The following is a 13,172-nucleotide window of genomic DNA, read 5'->3' on the forward strand; positions in this document are numbered from 1 at the left end:
CCCCTCCCGATGGACGGAAGACCTGCCGGGACCTTGCGGAAACCTTGCAGCGGCCGTCAGCACCGGCCGCCGGACGTCACCGGAACTCGTGAACGACCTCGATCCTGCCCACCACATGGGCGTTGAACTCCGGCAACTCCTCGGCCGGTACCCACAGTTCGAGGATCGTGCGCCCGCCCGCCTGCTGGACCGGATACCTGCGCAGGAACTCCGAGTCGACCTCGAACCGGGTGACGAAGCCCGCGCCGTCGTGCTTGACGTTCCAGTCCCGGGCGATCCTGACGGCGTACTCCTCGTTGAGGACCGGGTAGAAGATCGGCTGCTCGGGGAGACGGGGCGGCCAGGCGCGCCAGTCGAGGTCGCGCACCAACTCCAGCTCCTTGGGGCCGGTGGGACGCCACAGGGTCGTGGTGGCTCGGTGCTGCCTGGTCACGGGAATCGCTCTCCGGGTGCGGTGACCGCCGGTGCGGTCGGCTTCGGGCACCGACGGTATCGACCGGCCCGGCGCGGCGGCCACCGACTTTCCCCGCACGTCACGGCTGCCGCCGTCCAAGGCGCGCGACGACCTCGGTGAGGTAGCCGCGCAGCATCGCCTTCGCCTCGTCGAGCAGGTCGGTGTCGCCCTGCGGCGCCCGGCGGAAGGCCTCCTGGGCGAGGGCGTCGGCGGCGAGGATCGCGGCGTGGCAGGCCCGGGCGAGCGCCTCGTCGTCGGGGGCCACGCCCAGCGCGAGCAGGACCCGGCGGATGCCGTCGGCCATCCGGCGCTTGTGCTCGCGGTCCGCCGCCCGCGTCTGCTCGGTCAGCCCGCTGCCGAACCACAGGGCGCGGAAGCCGTGTTCGGTCCGGTAGACCTCGGCGTACGTGTCGATCAGGACGCCCACGGGGTCGTCCCACCGCTCCTTCGACGCGGTCCGCACCAGGTCGTCCATGACGCCTTCCAGACGCGCGAAGTAGCCCGCGGCCAAGGCGTCGATGATCGCGCCGCGGTCGGGGAGGTACTGGTACAGCGAGCCGACCGACACCTTCGCCTCGGCCGCCACCCGCGTCGTGGTGAGCCCCTCGACGCCCTCGCCGATCAGGATGCGCTCGGCCGCCTCCAGTACCAGGGCCAGACGTGCCTTGCTGCGCGCCTGCCGGGGGGTGCGGCGCAGGGGAGCGCCACCGTCGGGTCCCGCGGTCGCCTCGACCAAGGAGCTGCCTCCAAACCTGAACGTGACTTTGTTTCAGGTTTACGCTACCTTCGCGCCCATGACCGCCTCAAGCTCGGCGCTGGCTCAGGAGCGGGCCGCCGTGGCGGACGCCTGCCGGCGCCTGGGGGCCGAAGGCCTCCTCATCGGCACGGCAGGGAACGTGAGCGTGCGCGTCGAGGACCGGGTCGCGATCACCGCGACCGGAGCGGTCCTCGCCCGGCTCACCCCGGACCAGGTGACCGTGGTCGACCTCGACGCGAACGTCGTGGCCGGGACCCTCCAGCCGACCTCCGAACTGGAGCTCCACCTCGGCGTCTACCGCCGCTACGGCACCGGCGCGGTCGTCCACACCCACGCTCCGATGGCCACCGCCGTCTCCTGCGTCCTCGACGAACTGCCCTGCATCCACTACCAGTTGCTCGCCCTCGGCGGCGCCGTGCGGGTCGCGCCGTACGCCACCTTCGGCACCCCCGAACTCGCCGAGTCGGTGCTCGCCGCGCTCGACGGCCGCAGCGCCGCCCTGATGGCGAACCACGGCGCGCTCACCCACGCCACGACCCTCGACAAGGCCGTGGAGAACGCCCTGCTCCTCGAATGGGCCTGCGGCGTCTACCAGCGCGCGGCAGCCATGGGCACTCCCCGCGTCCTCGACGAACAGCAGCAACTCGCGGTGATCGAGGCGGCGATCGCCCGCGACTACGGCGCCACCCACCCCGTACCAACCGCGCAGGACGAAGAGCCGACGAAGGGGGAAGGCAGATGAAGATCTTCACGATGGGCGTGCACGTGCTGGACGTGCTGGTGAGACCCGTGGAGGAGATACCCGAGGGGCAGGGCGCGACCCTGGTCGAGGACATCCGGATGACCGCCGCCGGAACGGCCGGCGGCACCGCCCTCACCCTCGCCAAGCTGGGCGCCGAGGTGCGCAGCGCCGGCGCCGTCGGCACCGACCCGACCGGCGACATGCTGGTGCAGTTGCTCGACCGGGCGGGCGTCGACACCGAGTTCCTCGTCCGTCGCACCGACACCGCCACCTCCGCGAGCGTCCTGCCGATCCGGCCCAACGGCGACCGCCCCTCGCTGCACCTCCTCGGCGCGAACATCACCTACGGCCTCGCCGACGTCCCCTGGGACGCCCTCGCCGAGGCGACCCATCTGCACCTCGGCGGACCGGAGTTGATCGGCGTCGACGTCGCGACGCGCATCCTGTCGTACGCCAAGGAACACGGTGTCGTCACCTCCGTGGACCTGCTCGCCCCCGGTGTCCTCGGCAGCTTCGAGCAGATCGAGGCGGCCCTGCCGTACATCGACCATCTGCTGCCCAACGAGGACCAGGTCCTCGGCTTCACCGGCGAGGACGATCTGCTCACCGGGGCGCGGAAGCTGCTCGCCGCCGGGGCGGGGGTCGTCGCGGTCACCCGGGGTGGCGACGGGGCGCTGGTCGTGAGCGCGGACGGTGCCGAGCCGGTGCCGGCGTTCGTCGTCGATGTCGTGGACACCACCGGATGTGGGGACGCCTTCTCGGCGGGGTATCTGCGGGGGGTCGGTCTGGGGCGTACGCCGAGTGACGCGGCGGTGCTGGGAAGTGCGGCTGCCGCGCTGGTCGCGCAGGGACTCGGCAGTGATCACGGCGACTTCGATCTGGCGGGGGCCGATGCGTTCGCCTCGTCTGCCAAGTCCCACGCGTGAGCGGGTGCGGCGCCGTGGGGGCCGGTCGCGCAGTTCCCCGGCGCCCCTAGGGTTCCCGGGCGTAATCATGGAACCCCCGGCCCGATTTCCGGCCCAGCAGGCCCGCCTCGACCATCCGTAGGAGCAGGGGTGGCGGGGCGTGCAGCGGGTCCTTGAAGTCCGCGTACATAGCCTCGGCGATGGCGGTCAGGGTGTCGAGGCCGATCAGGTCGGCCAGGCTCAGCGGCCCCATCGGGTGGGCGCAGCCCAGGACCATGCCGGCGTCGATGTCCTCGGCGCAGGCATGGCCGGACTCCAGCATCCGGATCGCGGAGAGCAGGTAGGGCACGAGCAGGGCGTTGACCACGAAGCCGGCCCGGTCCTGGGCCCGGATCACCTTCTTGCCCAGGACCCGGGTGACGAACTCCTCGGCACGGGACTGGGTTTGAGGGGACGTCAGCAAAGAGGGCACGATCTCCACGAGCTCCAGCACCGGCACCGGGTTGAAGAAGTGCACGCCGATCACCTGGTGCGGGCGGGCGGTGGCCATGCCCAGTTTCATGATGGGCAGGGAGGAGGTGTTCGTCGCGAGCAGCGCGTCCCCCCGGACGACGATCCGGTCGAGCTCGGCGAACAGCGCGGCCTTCACCTTCTCGTCCTCCGTGGCCGCCTCCACCACCAGGTCCCGGTCGGCCAGGTCCGCCAGGTCGGTGGAGACCCGCACCCGGGCGAGCGCGGCGTCCCGGTCGACCCCGGAGAGCTTGCCGCGTCGTACCCCGCGGTCGAGGGAGGCGGTGATCCGGGCGCGGCCGGCGTCGGCCACACCCGGGTTCGGTTCGTGGACGACGACGTCGAGGCCGGCCCGGGCGCAGACCTCGGCGATGCCCGCGCCCATCAGACCGCAGCCGACGACCCCGACCCCGCGGATGTCCGCGCCCGGCCCGGCGCTCACCGGAACGCCGCCTGGCCCGTCAGCGCCTGGCCGATCATCAGGGTGTGCATCTCGACCGTGCCCTCGTAGGTGAGGATCGACTCCAGGTTGTTGGCGTGCCGGATCACCGGGTACTCCAGCGAGATGCCGTTGGCGCCGAGCACCGTGCGCGCGCTGCGGCAGATCTCCAGCGCCGTACGGGTGTTGTTGAGCTTGCCGTAGCTGACCTGTTCGGGCCGCAGCCCGCGGTCGTCCTTGATCCGGCCGAGGTGCAGGGCCAGCAGCGTGCCCTTGGACAGTTCGAGGGACATGTCGGTCAACTTGGCCTGGGTCAGCTGGAATCCGCTGATGGGGCGGCCGAACTGGACCCGGTCGCCGGCGTATTCCAGGGCCGCCCGGAAGGCGGAACGCGCGGCGCCCATCGCGCCCCAGGCGATGCCGTACCGGGCCTCGTTGAGGCAGGACAGCGGGCCGCGCAGCCCCCGGACCTCGGGCAGCACGGCCGTCGCCGGCAGCCGTACGGAGTCCAGGACCAGCTCGCTGGTGACCGACGCCCGCAGCGACATCTTGTGCTTGATGGCCGGCGCCGAGAAGCCGGGGGTGTCGGTGGGGACCACGAAGCCGCGGATGCCGTCCTCCGTACGGGCCCAGACCACGGCGACGTCGGCCACCGAACCGTTCGTGATCCACATCTTGCGGCCGTCGAGGACCCAGTCCTCGCCGTCCCGGCGGGCCGCGGTGCGCATGCTGCCCGGGTCGGAGCCGGAGTCGGGCTCCGTGAGGCCGAAGCAGCCGATCGCCGTGCCCGCCGCCATCCGCGGCAGCCACTGCTCCTTCTGCTCCTCGGAGCCGAAGGCGTGGATCGCGTACATGGCGAGCGAGCCCTGCACGGAGACCAGGGAACGCAGTCCGGAGTCGGTGGCCTCCAGTTCCAGGCAGGCCAGGCCGTAGTCGACCGCGCTCATCCCGGCGCAGCCGTAGCCGTCCAAGTGCATGCCGAGCAGGCCGAGTTCACCGAGTTCCTTGGTGAGTCCGCGGATGTCCGCGATCTCGCCCTGCTCGAACCAGTCGGCGATGAACGGATCGACGCGCCGGTCGCAGAAGGTGCGCACGGCGTCGCGCACGGCGCGCTCGTCCGGGGTGAGCAGGCTGTCGAGTTCCAGGAGGTCGTCAGGGTCCGCCGGGCGGCCGGCGTGCGGTGCGTGCATCGTCAGTCTCCTAAGTACGCGCCGGCGGTCAGGCCGTCGGGCTGATGATGAAGTTGCTGAAGCCGCCGTTGCGCACGGCGATCCCGCCGATGGCGTCGTTGACCTGCTCCAGGGGGTACACGTGGTGCTCCAGCGGGCTCAGGTCCAGCAGGCCGGCCTCCGCCATGTCGGCCATGGTCTGGCCCTCGGCGGAGGTGAACCACGCCGAGCCGATCAGCCGCAGCTGCTGGTCCATCATCCGGTGGATGTCGATCGGCAGATCACCGGCGACGGCGCCGATGTTGACCGCGATGCCGCCGCGCGCCATCGCCCGCATGCCCGCCCGGAACGTCTCGTGCGGGGCGCCCGGGCCGAGGGCGTCGATGTAGACGTCGACGCCGTAGCCGTCGGTCTCCTCGCGGATCCAGTCGTCGAGCGGCCCGTCGTCCAGGGAGTGCAGCCGCAGTCGGCCGCCCGCCAGCTTGGCGACCTTGTCGAGCAGGGCCTTGTCCCGGCCGGTGCCGTACACGTGGGTGAGCCCCATGGCGGGGGCGAGGAGCGCGGCGGCGATCCCCAGGGTGCCGCTGATGCCGTTGACGAGGATCCGCTTGCCCGGCCCGGCCTCGGCCTTGCGCAGCGCCGAGTACATGGTGCCGATGTAGCCGAAACGGGCCGCGGCCTCGAAGGAGAGCGAGTCCGGCAGCTTCACCAGGCTGTACGCCGGGGCCACCATGTACTCGGCGAGGCCGCCCTGATAGCGGTCGAGGAGGTCGACGGCGGTCGGGGAGAAACCGAAGTAGCCGGCGAACGCGTAGCTGGCGCAGTTGATCGAGTCGCCGCTGCGGCACGAGCGACAGGAGCCGCAGGAGCGGCCCGGGTTGACGTACACACGGTCGCCCGGCCTGAACGCCTGGACGCCCTCGCCGACCGCCTCGACCACGCCTGCCGGATCCAGGCCGAAGATCGCCGGGAGGGTCGGCAGGGGGCTGTGCGGGAACCAGGTCGTCCACATGTTCAGGATGTTGGCGAGGTTCGGGACGATGTTGACGGCGTGGACGGCCACGCGGACGTCACCGGGGCCGGGCTCGGGAACGGGCAGTTCCTCGATCTTCATCGGCTCGCCGACGTGGTGCATCCGCGCGGCTCGCATGGTCGCACTCATGGCGTCTCCTCGGGGTGAGGGTAGGGGAGGGACAGACGGCACCGACGGCGGTGCGGTCTGCGGGAGTTGTGGAGCGATGAGAGGGCTGTGCGGTCTTGCTGACGGGGAGTCAGTCGTCCAGCAGCGTCGTCAGTCGCGCGCGCTGCAGTTTTCCGGTGGCCCCGCGCGGCAGTGCGGGTACGACGCACAGCCGTCGGGGCCACTTGTGCCGGGCGAGCCGGCCGTCGAGGTGACCGCGGACCTCGTCCAGGGTCGGGGCGCCGGCGTCGGTGACGAGGAAGGCGGTCACGACCTCGCCCCAGACCGGGTCCGGCGCCCCCGACACCGCGACCTCGACGACGCCGGGGAAGTCGGCGAGCGCGTTCTCGACCTCGGCGGGGTCGACGTTCTCGCCGCCGGTGATGATGGTCTCCTTGAGCCGGCCGACGACCGTGAGACGGCCCTCTTCGTCGAACCGTCCCCGGTCGCCGCTGTGGAACCAGCCCTCCGCGTCGGTCACCGGCGCCGGCCCGGCGGCGGTCCAGTACACGGAAGCCACCGACGGCCCGCGCACCCAGATCTCGCCGGGCGTGTCGACCGGCGCGGGGGAACCGGTCGCGTCCACGACCGTCACCTCCGTCTCCGGGACGGGGGAGCCCGTGGAGGTCGCCGGCTCGTCGGGCGCGGAGTACGTGACGCCCGCGCTGGTCTCGGTCAAGCCGTAGGAGTTGACCACGCCGATCCCGCGGGCCCGGAACTGCTCGCGGGCGGCGGTCTGGGCCGGTGAGCCACCGGACAGGATCCACCGCAGGGTGTCCAGGTCGTCGCCGGCGAAGCGGGGGTGGCGGGCCAGCAGGGCGGACATGGCGGGGACGGCGAAGGCGCAGGTGACCCGGTGGTCGCGGACCAGGTCGACGAAGAGGTCCGGGTCGAAGCGCGGCGCCAGCACGACCGTCCCGCGCCGTGCCCAGGTGCACTGCGGAAGCCCGCCCAGCACGGCGACATGCGCCAGCGGGGTGGAGACGAGCGCGGTGTCCTCCTCGCCGAAGGGCAGCAGCGCCAGGCCGCCCGCCATGCTCCGGTGCAGGTTGTCGTGGGTCAGCGCGACGCCCTTGGGGCGGCCGGAGGTCCCGGACGTGAACGCGATCACCGCGACGTCCGAGCCGGCCGGGGGATCGCAGACGGGCGCCTCGGGACCCTCGTCCTCGGGATGCAGGTCCTCCCACGTCAGCCGCAGGCCCGTGCCCGCCGGGAACCCCGCGTCGGCGACCAGAGCCGTCGGGGCGGTCTCCTCGCACACGACCGCGAGCTCGCCGGCCGTCACCTGCGGGTGCAGCGGGACGAGGACGGCGCCCACGCGCGTCACCGCGAACAGCGTGATCAGCGCCTCGGGCCGGGCAGCGCCCTGCATCACCACCCGGTCGCCCCGGCGGATTCCGTACTTGTCGAGCCGGGCGACCGCGCGCCGGACCGCCCGGTCCAGCTCGGCGTAGGTCCAGGAGCGGTCCTCGAACACGAGGGCGGGCCGGGAGCCCGCCTGCGCCGCACTGGTCACGAGGTGGGCGCCGAACCAGGAGGTCGTGGTCATGCCCGCACCTCCGCGGCCCGTCTCGCGCGGGCGAGTCCGCCCAGCGTCGTGCCTGCCAGCTCGTCCGCCAGCACCGGCGTCCGCCGCTCCAGCAGCCGACGGGCCGCCAGATGCTCGGCCGGCCAGTCCAGCGTCTCGACGGCCACCAGCCGGCCGTCGCGGAAGGCGTACGCGGCCAGTCGTCCCGGAGTGTCGCCCGGCACCAGCCGGACGTCGTCGGAGGGCTCGCGCAGCCCGGCGATCTGCAGCTTGACGGCGCCCTGGTCGCTCCAGAACCACGGCAGGCTCTCGTACCGGGCGGGCTGTCCGGCGAGGCGCCGGCCGACGGTCGCGCCCTGGTCGGCGGCGTTCTGCACGGACTCCAGCCGGACCGGGCCCACCGCGCGGGGGTGGGGGTGGCGGGCGCAGTCGCCGACGGCGGAGACCCGCGGGTCGGTGACCGAGCGGAGCTGCTCGTCGACGAGCACACCGTCGTCCACGGCCAGACCGGCGTCCCGCGCCAGCTCGTCCCGGGGGACGGCGCCGATGCCGTACACGACGAGGTCGGCGGGGAGGGCCCCGGCCGACGTCACGACCTGCCGGACCCGGTCCGTGCCCTCGATCCGCTGCACGGCCGTCCCGGTGAGGACGCGGACGCCGGACTCCTCGTGCCGCCGCCGCAGATGTTCCTGGAGCTGCGGGGAGACGGCCCGGCTCAGCAGCCGGTCGGCGAGTTCGACGACGGTCACCTGCGCGCCGCGGGCCCGGGCCACCTGGGCGAGTTCGAGCCCGATGAAGCCGCCGCCGACGACGACCACGTCCCGGGCCGTCGCCAGCGCCCGGCCGACGGCCAGCGCGTCGTCGAGCGAGCGCAGGGCGTGCACCCCGGCCAGGTCGGCGCCGGCCACCGGCAGGGGCCGGTTGCGGGCGCCGGTCGCCAGCACCAGATGGGCGTAGGGCACGCACAGACCGGCGCGGGTGCGGACCGTGCGGGCGGCGGTGTCCAGGGCGACCACGTCGTCCCCGAGCCGCAGCTCGATGTCCCGCTCGCCGTAGAAGGACTCCGGGACCAGCGAGACCCGCAGCTCGTCCGGCTCGGTGTGGGCCTTCTTCGACAACGGCGGCCGCTGGTACGGCAGATGGGGCTCGGCGGCGAACACGGTGACCGGACCGGCGTAGCCGCAGGCCCGCAGGGTCGAGGCGACGCTGAACCCGGCCTGCCCGCCGCCGACGACGACCACGCCCGCGGCGCCTGTCGTACCTGTGCTCATACCTGCTCCTCGGGCACGTGGACCACCAGTGGGTCGAGAACGTCGGTCAGCTCGACCTGGCAGCTGAGCCGGCTGGTGGGCCGGCGTTCGGCGGCGGTGAAGTCCAGCATCTCGTCCTCGACGTCGTTCGGCCCTCCCGCCAGCTCGGACTGGGCGGCGTCGACGTAGACATGGCAGGTCGCGCAGGAGGCGTTCCCGCCGCACTCGGCGACGATGCCCTGGACGCCGTTCGCGACGGCCGCCTGCATGAGCACGGTCCCCGACGCGGCGGTGACCTTGCGTTCGGTCCCGTCGGGCAACTGGAAGATGACGGTGGGCATGAAGTCCTCCCGATGGGGACGGCTCAGGCTGCTTGCCAGGTGACGTTCAGCGAGGTCGGCCCGCGGAACACCCAGCCGTCCATGCGGCTCTGCGCGCCTTCGGCGAGCCGGAGCCCCTTGAGGCGGCTGAAGATGAGGGGCCAGGCGATCGCGCTGACCTCGTGGCGCGCGACCCACGCGCCCATGCAGAAGTGCGGTCCGCCGCCGAAGGCGAGGTGCGGCCGGTGCGGCCGGCCGAGGTCGAACTCGTCGGCCCGCTCGAACACCGACTCGTCCCGGTTGCCCGAGGCGATGACGAGCGCCACGCGGCTGCCGGCGGGCAGGGCCAGCCCGGCGATCTCGTAGTCCTGGGTGAGCTGGCGCGGGTACATGCCGATCGGCGAGATCCAGCGGGCGCTCTCCTCGAAGACCCGCTTCCAGCTCGCCGGATCCGCCAGGACCCGGTCCAGTGCCTCGGGGCGGTTCAGCAGCGCCCAGGCCCCCACGCCGAAGACGTCACGCGGCTCGTTGACGCCTCCGCCGATGATGACCTTGACGTTGTTCTGGATCTCCGTCAGGGCTACGGGGTCGGCCGCGTGGACCATGGAGGAGATCACCGAGCCGTCGGGCTCGCGCAGGGCGGCCTCGGCGGCCCGGGCCACCGCGTCCTCGATGGCCCGGGTGGCCTGTTCGGCGCGCAGCCAGACGTCCGGGTCGTCGGCGTAGTTGCTGTTGCCGGCCATCATGGCCCGCGACCAGTCGGCGACCTCCTCGGCGCTCGCGTCGCGCAGCCCGAGCACCAGGGCCAGGTCGGCGGCGACGAGCGGCTCGGCGAAGTCGGCGATCAGGTCTGCCTCGCCCCGGCCGGCGATCCCGTCGAGCAGTTCGTGCGCGGTGCGCTCGAAGGCGCCTGCCCACAGGTCGCGGACCTGGCGCGGGCGGGTCGGCGGCTCGGCGGCGGCGCGCAGCCGCCGGTGGTTCGGGTCGTCCTCGCGGAGCATGTTCGGGCCGACCGTGCGCAGCAGCAGCGAGCCCTCCTCGCGCGAGCTGAACACCTCGGGGAGCTTCTCCGCGTGGACGATGTCGTCGTACCGGGTGAGCAGATGCCGGCCGACCGAGGGGACCCAGGCGAGCGGGGCGGTGCGGCGCAGCTCGGCGTAGGCGGGGTAGGGGTCGCGGCGCAGTTCGGCGAGGTCGAGGTCGACGACCGGGGCGCCGGGCGCCGCCGCCGTCAGGGCGCTCATGACCCGCCGCCCGCGCCGATCAGGACGAAGAACGCCGTCGCGGGCTCCGTGCCGAGATTGCGCCAGGCGTGCCGCGTGCCGTTCTGCACGATCAGGTCGCCGGGCTTCAGTACGGCCGTCTCGCCGCCGTCGAGGTCGAGGACCAGCTCGCCGGACAGGACGACGCCGTAGTCCACGGTCGGCGTGGTGTGCATGCCCGGGTTGTCGAGCTCGAACAGCTCGGCCAGACCCGGGGTGGCCTCCAGCTGCTCGGCGCCGGCGGCCGCGGGATCGAAGCCCGGCTCGGCGTAGACACTGGCCGGCGCGAAGGTGACGGTCAGGGCGATCGTCTCGCCGGGGGCGGGCACGTAGGACTTCACAGATTCCGTCGGGTCGGCCGACGGGGCGGGGGGAGCCGTCGTGGTCCACACCAGGGAGCGGGCGAAGCCGGGGGTGTGGGTGTACTGGCGGGTGACGGGCGGCTCGCCGTCACTGACGATCACGGGCTTGCCACTGGGATCGACACCGGTGACGACACGACGGACCATGATTCTCTCCCTTGAGAAACCAACCAACTGTCTAATGCTTGACGGTAAGAGTTCTAACTGTTTTCTGCGGCTGTGCTACGGCGGCTCCGAGCACAGGTCCTGTATGTGGGGGCCGGTTCCCCGGGCCCGGTTCACTCCGCGGGCGGGGTCTCCTGGTTCACCAGCGTACGCAGCAGATGCACCAGTTCACTGAGCTGGTCGTCACGCAGCACGCCGGTCCAGGCCCGCTCGCGCTCGGTCTGCGCCTCGATGGCCTGCCGCAGCGTCTCGCGGCCCTCCGCCGTCAGCTCGACGAACAGCTGGCGGCGGTCGCTCTCCACCCGCTCGCGGGTGACGAGGCCGCGGCTCTCCAGGGTCGCGAGCGCGCTGGAGATGCTGGCCCGGGTGGATCCGGACACCCGGCCGATGTCCTGCTGGCCGAGCGGACCGTAGACCCACAGGGAGTTCAGGATCCTGAAGCCCGCCCAGGTCAGGCCGAGCGGCCGGTGGACGTGCTTCTCGAAGTCCTTGGTCAGCCGGGCTTCGAGACGGGTGAGGTCGGTGACCATCTCGATCGCGTCGAGATCCCGGGGGTCGGTCGTGCCCAGCTCGCGATGCCGGTGGCGCAGCAGCTCCGAGAACTCCCGGGTCCGGCTCGTCCCCGAGGTCTCCGGTTCGCGCACGGTGTCCGTCACGGTCTCCCGCCCTTCTCTTGAGGCCTCGCCGGTGTCAGCCGCCGACGACCGGATTGACCATAGTGCCCACACCGGTGACCTCGGTCCGCAGGACCTTGCCCGCGGTGAGGTACAGCCGCGGGGTGCGCCGGACCCCGCAGCCGGCCGGGGTGCCGGTGAAGATCAGGTCGCCGGGTTCGAACGTCACCCGCTTCGACAGCCAGGCGATCAGCTCGGGCACGCTGAAGATCAGGTCGGAGGTACGGCCCCGCTGGACCTCCAGGTCGTCGACCCAGCCGGCCACCTCGATGTCGTCGGGGTCGGCGAACTCGTCGAGCGTGACCAGGTACGGGCCGATCGGGCTGAAGGTGTCGTACGACTTCGGCAGCGTGAACTGGTTGATCGGCTTGCGCCACTGTTCCTTGCGGTCGCTGATGTCCTGACCTGCGGTGACGCCGGCCACGTGGGACCAGGCGTCGGCCTCGGAGATGTTCTTGCCGGCCTTGCCCATGACGACCACGAGCTCCGCCTCGAAGTCGACCTTGTCGTACTGCGCCTCCACCACGATCGCGTCGTAGGGGCCGACGACCGAGGAGGCGAACTTGGCGAACACCGACGGCTCGTCCGGTACGGGAAGGTTGGACTCCTCGGCGTGCGCGCGGTAGTTCAGGGCGACCCCGATCGCCTTGTACGGCTTGGCCACGCGGCCCAGGTCGTGCCGGTCGAAGGGCTTGAAGTCGGCGTCGTCGGCGCGCTCGGCGATCGCGCGCAGCTCGTCGTGGAGGGCGAGGTCACAGAGCACCTCCAGGCGCGGCTCGATCGCTCCCTTGCTGGCGTCCGCGATGTCGAGGGCACGGTCGTCACGGACGACGACGGGGCGCCCGGCGAGGTTGGCGAGCTTCATGCGGCTTCTTCCTTCTGCTGGACAACCGGCAGGGGCAGGGCGAGCTCGCCCTCCACCTGGACGCCGAGGGTGTTGATGACGGTGGCGATGGTGAGGTACTGGCCGACGGTGTAGAGGACGTCGATGACCTGCTCGACGCTCAGGCGCCCGGTCAGCCGGTCCCACAGCTCGTCGTCCACGCCCTGGCGGTCCACGAGGGAGTCGGTGGCGGCGAGCAGCACCCGGTCGAGCTCGTCCAGCGCGTCCCACTCGCCGGTCGCGGCGGCCAGGATCGTGTCGTCGGCGAGCCCGGCGCGGCGGGCGATGCGGACATGCTGGTCCCACTCGTACGCGGCCTGTGCACGGGCGGCGATCCGAAGGATCATCAGCTCCCGGGACGGCAGCGGCAGGGTGTTCTTCCCCAGCACGTGGTTGCCGAAGACGATGAAGCGGCGCAGCGCGTCCTCGTGGTGCGCGAGGGTCGCCCAGATCGTGTAGATCCGGCCGTCCCGGTCGCGGTACGGCGCCAGCGACGCCAGTGTCTTCTCGTGCAGCTCGCCCTCGTCGCGGGGTCGCACACGGGCCTTCTCGGGCACTTCTCCCGACATCGG

15 protein-coding genes are annotated in these 13,172 nt (G+C 72.3%); 2 read left to right on the top strand and 13 right to left on the bottom strand.

The window, feature by feature from the left end; genetic code table 11:
• Window positions 1–76: 76 nt before the first annotated feature.
• Together ACIBAF_RS32690 and ACIBAF_RS32695 are read right to left on the bottom strand one after the other, a co-directional pair.
• Complete coding sequence (locus tag ACIBAF_RS32690) at window positions 77–433, bottom strand: hypothetical protein (protein WP_399467807.1); 357 nt, start codon at window positions 431–433, stop codon at window positions 77–79.
• Between the two features lie 100 nt (window positions 434–533).
• The gene (locus tag ACIBAF_RS32695; protein ID WP_399467808.1) at window positions 534–1,190 is read right to left on the bottom strand and encodes a TetR family transcriptional regulator; all 657 of its coding nucleotides are present in this window, start codon (window positions 1,188–1,190) and stop codon (window positions 534–536) included.
• A gap of 58 nt (window positions 1,191–1,248) precedes the next feature.
• On the opposite strand from ACIBAF_RS32695, the gene ACIBAF_RS32700 reads away from it, so the two are divergent.
• Both ACIBAF_RS32700 and ACIBAF_RS32705 read left to right on the top strand, forming a co-directional pair.
• Window positions 1,249–1,953, top strand: a complete 705-nt coding sequence (locus ACIBAF_RS32700) for a class II aldolase/adducin family protein (protein ID WP_399467809.1) — start codon at window positions 1,249–1,251, stop codon at window positions 1,951–1,953.
• Window positions 1,950–2,879 carry a carbohydrate kinase family protein gene (locus ACIBAF_RS32705; protein WP_399467810.1) on the top strand — a complete coding sequence of 310 codons (930 nt, stop codon included), beginning with the start codon at window positions 1,950–1,952 and terminating at the stop codon, window positions 2,877–2,879. Before ACIBAF_RS32700 ends, ACIBAF_RS32705 begins: the two co-directional genes overlap by 4 nt.
• Window positions 2,880–2,925: 46 nt before the next feature.
• On the opposite strand, the gene ACIBAF_RS32710 is transcribed toward ACIBAF_RS32705, so the two are convergent.
• The 11 genes from ACIBAF_RS32710 to ACIBAF_RS32760 all read right to left on the bottom strand — a co-directional run bounded on the left by ACIBAF_RS32710 (window position 2,926) and on the right by ACIBAF_RS32760 (window position 13,169).
• Complete coding sequence (locus ACIBAF_RS32710) at window positions 2,926–3,810, bottom strand: 3-hydroxybutyryl-CoA dehydrogenase (protein WP_399467811.1); 885 nt, start codon at window positions 3,808–3,810, stop codon at window positions 2,926–2,928.
• Window positions 3,807–4,997: an acyl-CoA dehydrogenase family protein gene (locus ACIBAF_RS32715; protein ID WP_399467812.1), complete on the bottom strand. Its 1,191-nt coding sequence runs from the start codon at window positions 4,995–4,997 to the stop codon at window positions 3,807–3,809. Before ACIBAF_RS32715 ends, ACIBAF_RS32710 begins: the two co-directional genes overlap by 4 nt.
• A 28-nt stretch (window positions 4,998–5,025) precedes the next feature.
• Window positions 5,026–6,138: an alcohol dehydrogenase catalytic domain-containing protein gene (locus tag ACIBAF_RS32720; protein ID WP_399467813.1), complete on the bottom strand. Its 1,113-nt coding sequence runs from the start codon at window positions 6,136–6,138 to the stop codon at window positions 5,026–5,028.
• A 109-nt stretch (window positions 6,139–6,247) separates the two neighbouring features.
• Window positions 6,248–7,705 (bottom strand): class I adenylate-forming enzyme family protein, encoded by a 1,458-nt coding sequence (locus ACIBAF_RS32725; protein ID WP_399467814.1) that lies wholly within the window; start codon window positions 7,703–7,705, stop codon window positions 6,248–6,250.
• Window positions 7,702–8,955 carry an NAD(P)/FAD-dependent oxidoreductase gene (locus tag ACIBAF_RS32730; RefSeq protein ID WP_399467815.1) on the bottom strand — a complete coding sequence of 418 codons (1,254 nt, stop codon included), beginning with the start codon at window positions 8,953–8,955 and terminating at the stop codon, window positions 7,702–7,704. Before ACIBAF_RS32730 ends, ACIBAF_RS32725 begins: the two co-directional genes overlap by 4 nt.
• Window positions 8,952–9,275 carry a 2Fe-2S iron-sulfur cluster-binding protein gene (locus ACIBAF_RS32735; protein ID WP_399467816.1) on the bottom strand — a complete coding sequence of 108 codons (324 nt, stop codon included), beginning with the start codon at window positions 9,273–9,275 and terminating at the stop codon, window positions 8,952–8,954. Before ACIBAF_RS32735 ends, ACIBAF_RS32730 begins: the two co-directional genes overlap by 4 nt.
• 23 nt (window positions 9,276–9,298) lie before the next feature.
• The gene (locus ACIBAF_RS32740) at window positions 9,299–10,498 is read right to left on the bottom strand and encodes a cytochrome P450 (protein WP_399467817.1); all 1,200 of its coding nucleotides are present in this window, start codon (window positions 10,496–10,498) and stop codon (window positions 9,299–9,301) included.
• Window positions 10,495–11,025, bottom strand: a complete 531-nt coding sequence (locus ACIBAF_RS32745) for a cupin domain-containing protein (protein WP_399467818.1) — start codon at window positions 11,023–11,025, stop codon at window positions 10,495–10,497. Before ACIBAF_RS32745 ends, ACIBAF_RS32740 begins: the two co-directional genes overlap by 4 nt.
• Window positions 11,026–11,156: 131 nt before the next feature.
• Window positions 11,157–11,699 (bottom strand): MarR family winged helix-turn-helix transcriptional regulator, encoded by a 543-nt coding sequence (locus ACIBAF_RS32750; RefSeq protein WP_399467819.1) that lies wholly within the window; start codon window positions 11,697–11,699, stop codon window positions 11,157–11,159.
• 34 nt (window positions 11,700–11,733) lie between these two features.
• Window positions 11,734–12,582 (bottom strand): fumarylacetoacetate hydrolase family protein, encoded by an 849-nt coding sequence (locus ACIBAF_RS32755; protein WP_399467820.1) that lies wholly within the window; start codon window positions 12,580–12,582, stop codon window positions 11,734–11,736.
• Window positions 12,579–13,169, bottom strand: a complete 591-nt coding sequence (locus ACIBAF_RS32760; RefSeq protein ID WP_399467821.1) for a carboxymuconolactone decarboxylase family protein — start codon at window positions 13,167–13,169, stop codon at window positions 12,579–12,581. Before ACIBAF_RS32760 ends, ACIBAF_RS32755 begins: the two co-directional genes overlap by 4 nt.
• Window positions 13,170–13,172: the final 3 nt, after the last annotated feature.

This window comes from Streptomyces sp. NPDC051677 (genome assembly GCF_044453465.1).
In the GTDB taxonomy this organism is placed as follows: Bacteria; Actinomycetota; Actinomycetes; order Streptomycetales; family Streptomycetaceae; genus Streptomyces.